The sequence below is a fragment of the Hafnia alvei genome (assembly GCF_034424155.1).
Taxonomy (GTDB): Bacteria; Pseudomonadota; Gammaproteobacteria; order Enterobacterales; family Enterobacteriaceae; genus Hafnia; species Hafnia alvei.
Genome location: NZ_CP139992.1, coordinates 1,306,483 through 1,321,475, shown reverse-complemented (window position 1 = coordinate 1,321,475; position 14,993 = coordinate 1,306,483). Strand labels below are relative to the sequence as shown.

Below are 14,993 nucleotides of genomic sequence, written 5' to 3'. Positions count from 1 at the left end.
AGTTAAACATGCAGAATCTTTGGCTTAGAAAATGGTGAACGGTGCGATAACGATGAACTTAACATCACGTTCGTCTTGGAACATGTTGCCGTAACCGCCGCCCCAGCTTGGGTTGTCTGAATGGTTGTCGTACTGAGTGAAGTGCAGTTTGAACAGCGTGCCTTTCGCGCGGCCGTCCTGAATGGTGTACATCGCATCCAGACTGTAGGCGCTTTCTTTCACGCGCTGGCTTTGATCGTACTGAGGATCGGTGCTTGGTTTCGCATCCCATGCGTAAACATAAGAACCACCGATGGCGAAGCCCGGCAGATCCCACTTGCTCAGGTCATACATCACGCCGCCGAAAATGGCTTTTTCGCCGTTGGCGTTAAAGTCGGAACGGTTATCCCACCAAATATCCAAACGTCCGTTTGAAGATGCGTAGGTTGGAGTCATACGCTGTAAGAAGTAACCCTGATTACCTTCCGCTTTAACGTAAGTACCTTCCAAGCGGAAGTCGAACTGCCCAACTTTGTAGCCTAACGTCAGCGCTTGCAACCATGCGGTTCCGTCATAAATATCATTCACACCGCCGTCATGTACGCGGTCACGCGTGCCATAAAATTGGTAGCTGGTTGTCATCGGATTACCCGCGACATCAAACTTGTAGGAACCTTTTGCAAAGTATTGATCGACATAACCTTCAGCCTGACCAAAGGCCGCTTCCAGTATGAAATCGTTTTTGAAGTCATACTTGGCACCCAATGAGTGCAGATAAGAAACGCCGGTTTTTTTGTCGTTTTGATAGAAGCCATCAACTTCGGTATGCCATGGCGCTTTATATTTGTCGGTCCACATGTAGGAGAAGCTCAGCGCTCCTGCATCACCGTAGTCAAAGTTTGCACCGGCCTCAGCACCTTGATAGGTACCAGGCATAAAGCTCCAGTGTGGCGCCAGTAAAGTTTGGCCCGTTGGCTGAATGTAGCCCGCACGCGCCCAGACAGGGCCGTACTTAAATTTCGCAGCAGCTTTGTAAAGGCTTATGCCACTCTTATCACCCGAGTAGTCTTCGTCGTAGCCTTTGTTTTTCGAGGAGAAAGCAATTTCGTTTGGATGTCCGCTATCATGGTTCTCTGCCATTTCGATTGCGGTAAATGCGGCAACATCAATACCAAACATGTCGGCTGCATAGCCGGATGAGAAATCTAGGTTGGCGTTCCACGTGGAATGATTCAGGTTGGTTTCGTAGTTTCCAGTGGTGACATCTTTACGGTCACGCTCACGTTGCCAGTAGTAAATACCCCCCGTCAGCGTTGAATCATCAACAAAACCTTCAGCCTTAGCTTCTGGCATTGCATAAAAACCACTACCCAACAACACCCCAGTTATGGCGAGCGTTAGCGCGTTGCGCTTCAAACGATGCGTAACCATAAAATCGATCCTCTTTGACTTTGAAAAACGCGACCCTCGACGTTCACCTGTCTAGGACGCAAAACCCCTAAAATGGGGAAAAGTTAATTCGTAGTAGAGTGAATAGCTCAATTGCTCATCTACCGTCTTAGACTATTTTTCGCGACGCGAATTATCAAATGAAAAGTAAAACAATTGTGTCAATTCTTGAGCTAGTGCACATATTTTAATGTTTTGTTACATGTGACACACTTTTGTCGAGGCTAATAATAAATACCATTCAAAAACAACATGATATTTATAATTGCATTGTAAACTCAGATAAAAATGCTTAGAAAACAAACGCTGATGGGATAACTATTTTTATATCGAGGTAAATCTGTGGCAATTAATTAATTCGTGAAACGAATATTCAGAGTGTGTTTATGCACTTCGAGAAATAACATCGAATTACTAAACTATTTACAATTAGGATTTAAAAACTGATGGGGTATGTTGAAGACAGACATAAAAAAAGCCACTTACAGCATAGGTAAGCGGCTTTTTGTGATTGCAATCTAGCGAGGACTATCTTGGGTTATGCACCCACTTTTGCCCACGTATCACGCAGACCCACAGTGCGGTTAAACACTAAATGGTCTGGCGCGGAATAGCGGCAATCAGCGCAGAAATAGCCTTCACGTTCGAACTGGTAGGTGACTTCTGAAGTCGCTACAGCAAGGCTTGGTTCAACAAAACCTTTACGGATAACCAACGACTCAGGGTTGATGGTAGACAGGAAGTCTTCCGCCGCGCCTGGGTTGGCAACGCTGAACAAGCGATCGTACAGATGGAATTCAGCAGGCACTGCGTGGTTTGCAGATACCCAATGAATAACGCCTTTCACTTTACGACCATCAGCAGGATCTTTGCTCAACGTATCCGCATCGTAGGTGCAGTAAATAGTAGTGATTTCACCGTCAGCGTCTTTCTCAACGCGCTCGGCTTTAATCACATAGGCATTACGCAGGCGAACTTCTTTACCCAATACCAAACGCTTGTATTGTTTGTTAGCTTCTTCGCGGAAATCAGCGCGATCGATATAGATCTCGTTGCTAAACGGCACTTCGCGTTTGCCCATTTCAGGCTTGTTTGGATGGTTTGGCATCGCCAGCATTTCTACGCTATCCGCAGACATGTTTTCAATAACCACTTTAACCGGGTCCAGAACCGCCATCGCACGCGGCGCGATTTCATTCAGGTCATCACGCACGCAAGACTCTAACGCCGCCATTTCAACGTTGTTATCTTGCTTAGTCACGCCAATACGCAGGCAGAATTCACGAATAGAAGCCGCTGTGTAGCCGCGACGACGCAGACCAGAAATTGTTGGCATACGTGGGTCATCCCAACCTTCCACAATTTTCTCGGTCACCAGCTGGTTCAGCTTGCGCTTAGACATGATGGCATATTCGAGATTCAGACGAGAGAACTCGTACTGACGCGGATGAGTTGGAATGGTGATGTTATCCAAAACCCAGTCGTAGAGACGGCGGTTGTCTTGGAATTCCAGCGTACACAGTGAATGCGTGATCCCTTCCAGCGCATCGGAAATGCAGTGGGTGAAATCGTACATCGGGTAGATGCACCATTTGTTGCCGGTCTGGTGATGTTCAGCAAACTTAATACGGTACAGAACCGGATCGCGCATCACGATGAACGGAGAGGCCATATCAATTTTGGCGCGCAGGCACGCGGTGCCTTCGGCAAATTCGCCGTTACGCATTTTTTCGAACAGTGCCAGGTTCTCTTCAACGCTACGATCGCGATACGGGCTATTTTTACCCGGAGAAGTCAGGGTACCGCGATATTCACGGATCTGTTCAGGAGTGAGCTCATCAACGTAAGCAAGGCCCTTGCTAATCAGCTCTACGGCGTACTGGTGCAGCTGATCGAAGTAATCAGAAGAGTAACGCACCGCGCCGCTCCACTCAAAACCTAGCCACTGTACGTCGCGTTTAATGGACTCAACGTATTCAATGTCTTCTTTCACCGGGTTGGTGTCATCAAAGCGCAGATTGCACTGGCCTTGATAATCTTTGGCAATGCCAAAGTTCAGGCAAATGGATTTGGCGTGGCCAATATGCAGGTAGCCGTTTGGCTCCGGCGGAAAACGGGTATGAACTGAATTATGTTTACCTGAGGCCAGATCTTCATCGATGATCTGACGGATAAAGTTACTAGGGCGGGCTTCAGCCTCACTCATTTTCTATTCCTCTATGCCTAAAAACGCGACTTATAACCAGTAATGATCTTACAACCTGTGGCGGGAAACAACCGTTTGTTGCCATTATCACGGCGTTTTTTCTGTGGTTATGTCAAAAGATGAAAGATCTGCTAAGTGACACTGTATATCAGCGGACGCTAAAAACAAAAAAACGGAGAAAGGTCCCCCCTTCTCCGTTCTGCTTGCTTAAAACAGTTTCTGATAAATCAGCTAACCGTTCGCAGACAAGTTATTTTGCAAAGCTCTTATTTTGCAGTGATGTCATACAGCTTGGTTTCACCCGCCACAACATGACCCGCTGCCAGCGCTTTCAGACCACCGAAATCATCGATGTTGCTGACAACAACTGGGCTAATCATTGAGCGTGCATTGGCGTTCAGATATTCCAAATCCATCTCTAAGATTGGCTGACCCGCTTTCACTTCTGCACCCTCTTCAACGAGGCGTTTGAAGCCTTGACCATTCAACGCCACGGTATCGATGCCCATATGCACAACGACTTCCGCACCTTCATCCGTTTCTAAACAGAACGCATGGTTGGTATTGAAGATCTTCACAATAGTGCCACGAGCTGGGGATACCACGGTTTTATCCGTTGGGCGAACCGCCACCCCGTCACCCACGGCTTTGCTAGCGAACGCTTCATCAGGAACCTGATCCAGCGCAACCACTTCACCGGTGATTGGAGAAACCAGCGTCGCTTTTACTACCGCAGCGGCGTTTGGCGTTGCCTGTGCTTTTGCTTCAGCGGCAGTTGGAGCAGCATGCGCAGTGGCAGCTTCAATTGGGCCCGATGCCATCACGCCACGCATTGCAGTCGCGATTGCTTCGGCACGTGTACCTACAATGACCTGTACGCTTTGTTTGTTCAGGCGAATCACACCAGAAGCACCCAGACGCTTAGCCAAGCTATCGTTGACGATAGCAGAGTCTTTAACGCTCAGACGCAGACGTGTAATACATGCATCGATACCGGTGATATTGGCAGAACCACCGACAGCAGCAATGTAATTGCGTGCCAGATTTGCCGTTTCGTTACCACCTTTCGCATTGTCCAGATCCAGATCGTAGCCATCAGCGCTTTCGTCAGCGTCGGTAGCCAGTTCACGGCCTGGGGTCAACAGGTTGAATTTGGTGATAGTGAAACGGAACACCACGTAGTAAATCACGAAGAACACCAGACCCTGAGGGATCAGCATGTACCAGTGAGTTGCCAGCGGGTTACGTGAAGACAGCACCATATCCACCAGACCGGCGCTGAAGCCGAAGCCCGCAATCCAGTGCATAGAAGCAGCGATGAATACAGAAATACCGGTCAGGAATGCATGCAGAACATACAGTACTGGTGCAACGAACATGAAGGAGAATTCCAACGGTTCGGTGATACCAGTGAAGAAGGCTGCAAACGCAGCGGCCATCATGATACCAGCCACTTTGGCTTTGTTTTCTGGACGCGCGCAGTGGTAAATCGCCAGCGCAGCACCCGGTAAACCAAACATCATGATTGGGAAGAAACCAGCCTGATAACGGCCCGTGATACCCACAACGGCTTTACCCGCTTCGATAGACTGTGCGCCACCCAGGAAGTTAGGAATGTCGTTGATACCTGCAACGTCAAACCAGAATACGGAGTTCAGGGCATGATGCAGACCCACTGGGATCAGCAAGCGGTTGAAGAACGCGTAGATACCTGCGCCGACGGAGCCCATTTTCTGAATGTGTTCACCGAAGTTAACCAGTCCGTCAAAGATTAACGGCCAGATGTACATCAGGATGAACGCGACCAGAATCATGACGAAGGAGGTCAGGATTGGCACCAGACGACGGCCGCTGAAGAAGGACAGCGCCTTTGGCAGCTCAACGCCGCTGAAGCGGTTGTACAGTTCAGCAGAGATAATACCCACCAAGATACCGACGAACTGGTTATTAATCTTACCGAATGCAGCTGGAACCTGATCCGCAGGGATTTTCTGGATCATGGCTACGGCGGCCGGAGAGCACAGCGTAGTCAATACCAAGAAGCCAACAAAGCCAGTTAATGCGGCAGCGCCGTCTTTATCTTTTGACATACCGTAAGCGACACCGATCGCAAACAGTACAGACATGTTGTCGATAATGGCAGAGCCCGACTTGATGAAGAAGGCCGCTAACGCATTATCGCCCCCCCAACCTACCGGGTCGATCCAGTAACCGACACCCATTAATATCGCGGCAGCCGGCAGCGTCGCCACCGGTACCATCAGCGCACGGCCGACTTTTTGCAGATAACCTAAAATACTCACCATTTCCCCCTTGTGGACCCGTCATTGCTCGAATTGGCACTGCTCATGGTCACGTCATAACTGACTTAATTATTAAGTTGACAGTATGGACTACAATCAGGAGTGTAAAAAAATTATTTTTCTCCGCAAATTAAAACCTCCAGTTTTGTGATAAATATCACCAAAGGAGGCTCTAAACATGCCTAATTGCTAGCCATCATACAAAACTTATTTTATCATTCGAAAAATCAAAGCGGCGTTAGGTCACACATTAGTCGTTAGCAAGCATTACGCCTTATACTCTGAGCAAAGAGCAATGTGGACCCCCGTTTATAATATAGATTTATATTCACTAAAGGTGCCCTATGAGACTTATCCCTCTAAGTAATGCTGCAGACGTTGGCTTATGGTCTGCCCGTCATATTGTTAACCGTATCAATGCCTTTAAACCAACGGCTGAGCGTCCATTTGTTCTCGGTCTGCCAACCGGCGGCACCCCGCTGCAAACCTACAAACGTTTGATCGAGCTGCACAAGGCTGGCGAAATCAGCTTTAAAAACGTGGTGACGTTCAACATGGACGAATACATCGGGCTGCCGGAAGAGCATCCAGAAAGCTACCATAGCTTCATGTATAATAATTTCTTCAATCACGTGGATATCCCACGCGAAAACATTAACTTGCTGAACGGCAATGCGGCCGACGTTGATACCGAATGCCGCCGCTATGAAGAAAAAATTAAATCCTACGGCAGAATCAATCTGTTTATGGGTGGTGTAGGTAACGATGGGCATATTGCTTTTAACGAGCCAGCATCATCTTTAGCGTCGCGCACTCGCATCAAAACGTTGACCGAAGAAACCCGTATCGCAAACTCTCGTTTCTTTGATGGCGACATGACAAAAGTGCCAAAATACGCGCTCACCGTAGGCGTTGGCACATTATTGGACGCTGAAGAAGTGATGATTCTGGTCACTGGCCACGCGAAAGCATTGTCTCTGCAGGCCGCCGTTGAAGGCAGCGTCAACCATATGTGGACGATCAGCGCTCTGCAACTTCATCCGAAGTCCGTCATCGTATGCGATGAGCCTTCAACGATGGAGCTGAAAGTCAAAACAGTTAAGTACTTCCGCGAGTTAGAAGCGGAAAACATGAAGAATCTGTAATTTTCAACCTGTAACCAGGGGTATGTGATGTACGCTTTGACCCATTGTCGGATTTATACCGGCCACGATATTCTCGACGACCATGCAGTAATGATCGCCAATGGCTTAATTGAAAAGATCTGTCCTGTCGCTGAACTTCCGTCAGGCATTGAAACTCACGATCTAGGCGGGGCAATCCTTGCTCCTGGTTTCATCGATCTGCAACTTAATGGCTGTGGCGGCGTTCAGTTTAATGATTCAACCGAAGCGGTTTCTGAAGAAACGCTTGAAATCATGCAGCACGCCAACGAGAAATCAGGCTGTACCAGCTATTTACCTACGCTTATCACCTGTGCTGACGATTTAATGAAGCACGGTATTGATGTTATGCGCAGCTATCTGACCAAGCACCAGAATCAGGCGCTAGGTCTGCATATTGAAGGCCCATACATCAGCTTAGAAAAGAAAGGCACGCACAATCCGAAATACATCCGTAAACCGGATCATGAAATGATCGATTTCATGTGCGAGCACGCGGACGCCATCACCAAAGTGACGATGGCTCCAGAAGTCGCGACTCAGGCATCTATCCAACAGCTGAAAGCCGCCGGTATTGTGGTTTCCGCGGGTCACTCTAATGCCACCTATGAAGAAGCGCGTAAAGGCTTCGCCGCAGGCATGAGCTTTGCGACTCACCTTTATAACGCAATGCCAGTCATTTCTGGCCGTGCTCCGGGTCTGATGGGCGCTATTTTCGACACTCCTGAAGTGTATACCGGCATCATCGCCGATGGTCACCACGTTGCTTGGCCGAGTATTCGTCTGGCTAAACGTTTGAAAGGCGAACATCTGGTGCTGGTCACCGATGCAACTGCTCCGGCAGGCGCTAACATAGATCACTTCATTTTCGCCGGAAAAACAGTATATTACCGCAACGGTTTAGTCGTTGATGAAAACGGTACGCTGAGCGGTTCTGCACTGACCATGATCGACGCCGTCAAAAATAGCGTTGAGCACGTCGGTATTGCTCTGGATGAAGCATTGCGCATGGCAACGCTCTATCCATCGCGCGCGGTGGGCGTTGATAGCCGTCTGGGAAGCATCGAAGCGGGTAAAGTGGCGAACCTGACCGCTTTCACTTCAGACTATCGCGTGATCAAAACCATCGTGAACGGCGAAACGGTTTACGAAAATAAATAAGAGAGAACGTACATCAGTCTGCGTGCTTTCTTTATTAACTTGAGCTCTATTTTTATAAGCGGGTAATAAATTGATGACCACAGGCGGACAAGGACAAATTGGTAACGTAGATCTGGTTAAACAACTTAACAGCGCCGCTGTTTACCGTTTGATCGATCTACAAGGCCCTATTTCGCGCATTCAAATTGCCGAACTAAGCCAGCTTGCCCCCGCTAGCGTCACCAAAATTACCCGCCAGCTACTGGAGCGCGGGCTGATCAAAGAAGTCGATCAGCAAGCGTCTACCGGTGGCCGCCGTGCCATTTCCATTGTGACAGAAACCCGCCTCTTCAATACCATTGCCATCCGCTTAGGGCGTCACGACGCCACCATCACGCTGTACGATATGAGTGGAAAGTCGCTGGCCGAAGAGCACTACCCGTTGCCTGAACGTACTCAGGAAACAGTGGAAAATGCACTGCTGAATAACATTGAGCAGTTCATGCTCACCTACCAGCGTAAAATCCGCGAGCTGATTGCCATTGCGGTGATCCTGCCCGGATTAGTCGATCCACAGCATGGGATTGTGCGCTACATGCCGCATATTACCGTTAACGATTGGCCGTTGGTTAATGCGCTGGAAGATCGATTTAACGTCACCAGCTTTGTGGGGCACGATATTCGTAGCCTTGCTTTAGCTGAACACTATTTCGGCGCCACCCGCGACTGTGAAGATTCAATGCTGGTACGCCTACACCGAGGAACCGGTGCTGGCATCATCGTGAATGAGAAAATATTTCTCGGCAGTAAAGGCAACGTCGGTGAGATTGGTCACATCCAAATCGATCCATTAGGCGAACGTTGCCACTGCGGGAATTTCGGCTGCTTGGAAACCGTGGCCGCCAACGCCGCCATTGAACAACGCGTTCGTCATCTGCTCGAACAAGGCTATCCAAGCAAACTCTCGTTGGACGATTGTAGTATAACCGCAATCTGTAAAGCAGCAAATAAAGGCGACGCACTAGCAACAGAAGTCATTGAATTGGTTGGCCGTTATCTTGGCCGCGCTATTGCGATTGCGATTAACATGTTTAACCCGCAGAAAGTGGTTATCGCGGGCGAAATTATCGAAGCAGAAAAAACGCTGCTGCCTGCCATTCAAAGCTGTATCAATACGCAAGCTTTGAAGAATTTCCGCATTAATTTACCAGTGGTCACCTCTGAATTAGATCATCGCTCAGCCATTGGGGCATTTGCGCTGGTGAAGCGAGCCATGCTCAACGGTGTATTGCTACAGCGCCTGCTGGAAGGGCAACATCCGCACTAGTTCTTTGCTTATTTGAAGCTGCTGCGTTAGCTGACAAGCATGATATGATTTGTGCTTGTCAACTTAACGAGTAATAAATCCATGACAATCAAAAGTATTATTTGTGACATCGACGGCGTTTTGATGCACGACAACACTCCGGTTCCGGGTGCAGATAAATTTCTGGCACGTATTCAAGAAAAAGACATTCCTCTCGTCATTCTGACCAACTACCCTTCTCAAACCGCGCAGGATCTGGCGAACCGCTTCGCAGCCGCCGGGCTTGATGTTCCTGAAAGCGTGTTTTACACCTCAGCCATGGCCACCGCCGATTTTCTCAAGCGTCAAGAAGGGAAAAAAGCCTATGTGATTGGTGAAGGTGCGTTAATTCACGAATTATATAAAGCAGGCTTTACCATTACCGATATCAACCCTGATTTTGTTATCGTTGGTGAAACCCGTTCGTATAACTGGGAAATGATCCATAAGGCCTCTTACTTCGTAGTTAACGGCGCACGGTTTATCGCGACGAATCCAGATACACACGGTCGTGGCTTTTACCCCGCCTGTGGTGCCCTGTGTGCGCCAATTGAACTCATTTCAGGCCGCAAGCCATTCTACGTTGGCAAACCGAGCCCGTGGATTATTCGTGCCGCGCTCAACAAAATGCAGGCCCATTCAGAAAGCACCGTAATCATCGGTGATAATCTGAATACCGATATTCTGGCAGGCTTCCAAGCGGGGCTAGAAACGATATTAGTGCTATCCGGCGTTTCTACGTTAAACGACGTCGATAACATGCCGTTCCGCCCTAACTACATTTATCCCTCCGTTGCCGATATTGACATAATCTAACGTTACCCCTTTGCGTCTGGTCTGCTTGGCCAGACGCGATTCTCCTCGTTTTTTTCTTCACTTTTTTCTGCGCTGCTTTTTATCGTTTCTACAATGAACGCTAAAAAATTATCGATTCATCAATAATTCACTTAAAAAAATGAACAATCATTAAGTTTTTAAGTATGCCAACTGACTATTTCTCACCATTACGCTAAAGCGCTTGCATTCTATTCAGGTTTTGACGCAATTTATTATTTATAGCAGCGGTAAACGCCTCTCTGAGTCGTAAATCAATAATCTTTTACCGCCTTAAACTGACCCACAACGTCACAACTAGACAATGCAGTATGGGAGAAATCTATGTGTTCTATCTTTGGTGTGCTTGATTTAAAAACCGATCCTGTTGAGCTGCGCAAAAAAGCGCTCGAGCTATCACGCCTGATGCGTCATCGTGGCCCAGATTGGTCCGGCATTTACGCTTCTGACAACGCGATTCTGGCACATGAGCGCCTGTCTATCGTTGACGTCAACAACGGCGCCCAGCCTTTGTACAATGCCGCGCACACCCATATTCTTGCCGTGAATGGTGAAATTTATAACCATCAGGCTCTGCGCCAGCGTTTCGAAGGTCGTTATGAATTCCAAACGGCCTCTGACTGTGAAGTCATTTTGGCGCTATACGAAGAGCAAGGTTCTGCATTCTTAGACGAACTGCAGGGCATGTTTGCCTTTGTTTTATATGACGCAGAAAAAAACAGCTATTTGATTGGCCGCGATCATCTCGGAATTATTCCGCTGTATATGGGTTATGACGAACATGGCAACTTCTACGTCGCGTCAGAGATGAAAGCTCTGGTTCCGGTTTGCCGCACCATCAAAGAATTCCCGGCAGGCAGCTACATGTCGAGCGACGATGGCGAAATTCATAGCTACTACCAACGCGACTGGTTTGAGTTCGATAACGTCAAAGATAACCACACTGACGCAGCACAATTGAAAGAAGCCTTGGAAGAGTCGGTCAAAAGCCATCTGATGTCTGACGTCCCTTACGGCGTGCTGCTGTCTGGCGGGCTCGACTCCTCGGTGATCTCCGCCATTACCAAAAAATTTGCCGCTCGCCGCGTTGAAGACGGTGAACGCAGCGAAGCATGGTGGCCACAGCTGCACTCTTTCGCCGTGGGTTTGGAAGGATCTCCGGATTTAAAAGCCGCGCAGGAAGTGGCTAACCATCTTGGCACGGTGCATCACGAAATTCATTTCACGGTGCAAGAAGGATTAGACGCAATTCGCGACGTGATTTATCACATCGAAACCTATGACGTGACCACCATCCGCGCCTCAACGCCAATGTATCTGATGGCACGTAAGATAAAAGCCATGGGCATCAAGATGGTGCTTTCCGGCGAAGGAGCCGATGAGGTCTTTGGCGGATACCTCTACTTCCATAAAGCTCCAAACGCCAAAGAGTTCCACGAAGAAACCGTGCGTAAGCTGCTGGCTCTGCATATGTATGACTGCGCCCGTGCTAACAAGGCGATGTCAGCGTGGGGCGTTGAGGCACGTGTTCCTTTCTTGGATAAAAAATTCCTCGACGTCGCTATGCGCCTAAACCCACAAGATAAAATGTGCGGCAACGGCAAAATGGAGAAATACATCTTACGTGAATGTTTTGAATCCTATCTGCCAGCCAGCGTCGCATGGCGTCAGAAAGAACAGTTCTCCGACGGCGTCGGCTATAGCTGGATCGATACCTTAAAAGAAACCGCGAATCAGCAGATTAGCGATCAAATGTTGGCAAATGCGCACTTCCGTTTCCCATACAACACGCCAAACTCGAAAGAAGGCTATTTGTATCGTGAAATTTTTGAAGAGTTATTCCCCGTGCCTAGCGCCGCAGAGTGCGTTCCGGGCGGCCCTTCCGTTGCCTGTTCTTCGGCAAAAGCGATTGAATGGGATGAATCTTTCAAAAAAATGGATGACCCGTCAGGGCGTGCTGTAGGCGTACATCAGTCGGCTTATCAAAAGTAGTGATTTAAAAATTCATCTACCCACCAAACGGCGAACTTTTTAGGTTCGCCGTTTTTTTATCGATAACGCCGTTTTACCCTATTAATAAGCCTGAATTTTGTTGATTTTCTCACCGAGCTGTATAATCCCCGCGCAAACGTGCCTAAGATGCCCTTTTCCGATAAAAAAGGGGTTGACGCAACTTTCTCATATACGCATAATGCGCCCCGCAACGCCGATGAAGGTTGGCGAAAAATAGATGGCTACGTAGCTCAGTTGGTTAGAGCACATCACTCATAATGATGGGGTCACAGGTTCGAATCCCGTCGTAGCCACCATCTATTTTCAACACCTTCGATTAAATGAGCGGGAGTGGCGAAATTGGTAGACGCACTAGATTTAGGTTCTAGCGCCGCAAGGTGTACGAGTTCAAGTCTCGTCTCCCGCACCATTTAAACGACTCGGTTTTGCAGCGGATGGGGTATCGCCAAGCGGTAAGGCACTGGGTTTTGATCCCAGCATTCCCAGGTTCGAATCCTGGTACCCCAGCCATCCTTTTCCTCGAAAAGGTCTAGTGAATTCTATTCCCGATTGGGGTATCGCCAAGCGGTAAGGCACTGGGTTTTGATCCCAGCATTCCCAGGTTCGAATCCTGGTACCCCAGCCATAGAATTGGCTAATAGAATTACGTAATATAGAGTTTCCTTGAGTTGGCTACGTAGCTCAGTTGGTTAGAGCACATCACTCATAATGATGGGGTCACAGGTTCGAATCCCGTCGTAGCCACCATTTGGGGTATCGCCAAGCGGTAAGGCTCTGGTTTCTGATACCAGCATTCCGAGGTTCGAATCCTCGTACCCCAGCCAAATTTCGTAAATCTGTTTTAAACAGGTTTACGCGTCAAAAGACGCAATGTAGTAACACCCAAACAATTGGGGTATCGCCAAGCGGTAAGGCTCTGGTTTCTGATACCAGCATTCCGAGGTTCGAATCCTCGTACCCCAGCCAATAAAAAAAGCTCGCTTTTAGCGAGCTTTTTTTCATCTTGATTTTCTTCAGCGGTGAATAGTCGTTATCAATAATTAAGCCTGATTTTAGGGGGAATCGTAGGGATGGGGTCGTAGCAGCTTTAGCTGCCGGAGCGCCCCACCCTACGGTCGCCCCCGTGTATCTCGATCTCGTAGGCAGTCAGCACATTGCTCGTGGTCTACAACCCCAACGCATACTTCAACGCGCGTTTTTTTAACTCTCCAGAGCGCTCCGCTGCCATCAACCCTAAATTTCGCACCAGCTGTAGCGGCTTAAGCTCGTTGCTGAAAGCGCTATAAAACAGATCCATACCGGCCTGCATGAGTAAATTATCTGGGCGACGGCGGTGCTGATAGCGTTTCAGAATTTCCTCGCTGTGCCAGATTTCACCCTGCTGACGTGCATTGATCACCACGTCCAACAGCACATCTACGTCGCGATATCCCAGATTAACGCCCTGCCCTGCCAATGGATTAATGGTGTGCGCCGCATCGCCAAGCAAAGCCAAACCACTTTGCACGTAACGGTTTGCATGACGACGCACCAGAGGAAACGATCCAGCGGCTATTGCCGTTACATCGCCCAAACGAGCGGGGAAGGTTTGTTTGATTTCTTGCGTAAGCCGCGACATTGGCAATGCCATAAGCTGACGGATCCTAGCGGGACTGTCATACCAGACCAGCGAAGCCCAATTATCCCACAGCGGCAGAAAAGCGCGCGGCCCCTGCGGCGTAAACTGCTGCCACGTGACGTCTAAGGGGTCTTCCAGCGTTTGAACGGTTATCAGCATGCATGATTGACGATATTGCCAACCACGCACGCCTATGCCCGCCTGAGCGCGCACCAGAGAGTTTGCGCCATCGGCACCTAAAACCAGCTTGGTTTCAATTTCACGGCCGTCGCTCAATTCCACGTTCCATACGTCTTGGCCTGGCACGATGGTTTTTAATTCAGCAGGAACCATCAGCGAAATATTAGGCATCTGCTCTAAATGCTGCCAAAGCGCAAGCTGCAACACTTCGTTTTCTAGCATATAGCCGAGCTCTGGAATACCCAGCTCTTGGGCGCTGAAACTGACGCGAGATGCTTCCCACTCCCAGGTTTCTAAACCACGATAGGCCGCACTGCGCATGTGACGTACGGTTTTCCATACGCCTAAACTCTCTAACAACGCCACCGATGAAGCACTAATAGCCGATATTCGTAAATCAGGTGGCTGTGACGCATCGAATGGACGAGGCGTACGGTTTTCAACAACCGTGACAGTAAAACCGGCCTGGGCCAACCCCAACGCGGCTGCCGCCCCCACCATGCCGCCTCCGATAACGACAACATCACTTTTATGCTCGGCCATAAATCCTCCCGCTGATATATTTCGCCATTGTACCGGATTTTACCTTTGATTCCGTGCACAAAGCGTGAGGTTATAGGGTAGTCATGACCTAAGGCAAAGATTACAATAGCCGACCTGCGTATGGGCTTGTTCCGACACCTCTACCTTTTAATATCTAGGGCGATTTTCACCCGATGCTTTATCCGCTTTAGATAACAGTGCCGGTCTGTCCGAAATCCAC

At 48.8% G+C, this 14,993-nt stretch carries 9 protein-coding genes and 7 tRNA genes; 12 read left to right on the top strand and 4 right to left on the bottom strand.

Translation table 11 applies throughout. The features are described 5' to 3' along the window. Nucleotides 1–24: 24 nt before the first annotated feature. The 3 genes from chiP to nagE form a co-directional block, all read right to left on the bottom strand. Nucleotides 25–1,410, bottom strand: coding sequence for a chitoporin ChiP (gene chiP, locus U0008_RS06170; protein ID WP_043491843.1), 1,386 nt, complete (start codon nucleotides 1,408–1,410; stop codon nucleotides 25–27). A 556-nt stretch (nucleotides 1,411–1,966) separates the two neighbouring features. Then, nucleotides 1,967–3,634, bottom strand: a complete 1,668-nt coding sequence (gene glnS, locus U0008_RS06165) for a glutamine--tRNA ligase (RefSeq protein WP_025800674.1) — start codon at nucleotides 3,632–3,634, stop codon at nucleotides 1,967–1,969. 266 nt (nucleotides 3,635–3,900) lie between these two features. Next, on the bottom strand, nucleotides 3,901–5,937 hold the full coding sequence (gene nagE, locus U0008_RS06160) for an N-acetylglucosamine-specific PTS transporter subunit IIBC (protein ID WP_172625141.1): 2,037 nt from the start codon (nucleotides 5,935–5,937) through the stop codon (nucleotides 3,901–3,903). A 344-nt stretch (nucleotides 5,938–6,281) separates the two neighbouring features. Here nagE and nagB point away from each other — a divergent pair, with 344 nt between their 5' ends. The 12 genes from nagB to U0008_RS06100 all read left to right on the top strand — a co-directional run bounded on the left by nagB (nucleotide 6,282) and on the right by U0008_RS06100 (nucleotide 13,398). Then, complete coding sequence (gene nagB / locus U0008_RS06155; RefSeq protein WP_043491837.1) at nucleotides 6,282–7,082, top strand: glucosamine-6-phosphate deaminase; 801 nt, start codon at nucleotides 6,282–6,284, stop codon at nucleotides 7,080–7,082. A gap of 27 nt (nucleotides 7,083–7,109) precedes the next feature. Then, nucleotides 7,110–8,261, top strand: a complete 1,152-nt coding sequence (nagA, locus tag U0008_RS06150) for an N-acetylglucosamine-6-phosphate deacetylase (RefSeq protein ID WP_043491834.1) — start codon at nucleotides 7,110–7,112, stop codon at nucleotides 8,259–8,261. 73 nt (nucleotides 8,262–8,334) lie between these two features. Further along, a complete protein-coding gene (gene nagC / locus U0008_RS06145) occupies nucleotides 8,335–9,567 on the top strand; it encodes a DNA-binding transcriptional regulator NagC (protein ID WP_043491831.1) in 1,233 nt (410 codons plus the stop codon). 81 nt (nucleotides 9,568–9,648) lie between these two features. Then, on the top strand, nucleotides 9,649–10,401 hold the full coding sequence (locus tag U0008_RS06140; RefSeq protein ID WP_025800669.1) for an HAD-IIA family hydrolase: 753 nt from the start codon (nucleotides 9,649–9,651) through the stop codon (nucleotides 10,399–10,401). Between the two features lie 342 nt (nucleotides 10,402–10,743). Next, entirely contained in the window at nucleotides 10,744–12,411 is a 1,668-nt protein-coding gene (gene asnB, locus U0008_RS06135) for an asparagine synthase B (protein ID WP_025800668.1), read from the top strand. A 240-nt stretch (nucleotides 12,412–12,651) separates the two neighbouring features. Continuing rightward, a tRNA-Met gene (locus U0008_RS06130) sits at nucleotides 12,652–12,728 on the top strand. Between the two features lie 28 nt (nucleotides 12,729–12,756). Next, nucleotides 12,757–12,841 (top strand) — tRNA-Leu (locus U0008_RS06125). A 26-nt stretch (nucleotides 12,842–12,867) separates the two neighbouring features. After that, nucleotides 12,868–12,942: transfer RNA gene (locus tag U0008_RS06120), tRNA-Gln, on the top strand. A 40-nt stretch (nucleotides 12,943–12,982) separates the two neighbouring features. After that, nucleotides 12,983–13,057, top strand: a tRNA-Gln gene (locus U0008_RS06115). Between the two features lie 45 nt (nucleotides 13,058–13,102). Beyond that, nucleotides 13,103–13,179 (top strand) — tRNA-Met (locus tag U0008_RS06110). Nucleotides 13,180–13,181: 2 nt separating this feature from the next. Next, nucleotides 13,182–13,256, top strand: a tRNA-Gln gene (locus U0008_RS06105). 67 nt (nucleotides 13,257–13,323) lie between these two features. Next, nucleotides 13,324–13,398 (top strand) — tRNA-Gln (locus U0008_RS06100). 199 nt (nucleotides 13,399–13,597) lie between these two features. Here the strand turns inward: U0008_RS06100 and ubiF are convergent. Beyond that, nucleotides 13,598–14,773, bottom strand: coding sequence for a 3-demethoxyubiquinol 3-hydroxylase (gene ubiF / locus U0008_RS06095; RefSeq protein ID WP_043491827.1), 1,176 nt, complete (start codon nucleotides 14,771–14,773; stop codon nucleotides 13,598–13,600). Between the last annotated feature and the right edge of the window lie 220 nt (nucleotides 14,774–14,993).

Excerpts from the sequence above, each read along its gene's own strand:
- nagB (WP_043491837.1), top strand. The coding sequence starts at position 6,282 with ATGAGACTTATCCCTCTAAGTAATGCTGCAGACGTTGGCTTATGGTCT.
- ubiF (WP_043491827.1), bottom strand. The coding sequence starts at position 14,773 with ATGGCCGAGCATAAAAGTGATGTTGTCGTTATCGGAGGCGGCATGGTG.
- nagA (WP_043491834.1), top strand. The coding sequence starts at position 7,110 with ATGTACGCTTTGACCCATTGTCGGATTTATACCGGCCACGATATTCTC.
- glnS (WP_025800674.1), bottom strand. The coding sequence starts at position 3,634 with ATGAGTGAGGCTGAAGCCCGCCCTAGTAACTTTATCCGTCAGATCATC.
- chiP (WP_043491843.1), bottom strand. The coding sequence starts at position 1,410 with ATGGTTACGCATCGTTTGAAGCGCAACGCGCTAACGCTCGCCATAACT.
- nagC (WP_043491831.1), top strand. The coding sequence starts at position 8,335 with ATGACCACAGGCGGACAAGGACAAATTGGTAACGTAGATCTGGTTAAA.
- asnB (WP_025800668.1), top strand. The coding sequence starts at position 10,744 with ATGTGTTCTATCTTTGGTGTGCTTGATTTAAAAACCGATCCTGTTGAG.
- U0008_RS06140 (WP_025800669.1), top strand. The coding sequence starts at position 9,649 with ATGACAATCAAAAGTATTATTTGTGACATCGACGGCGTTTTGATGCAC.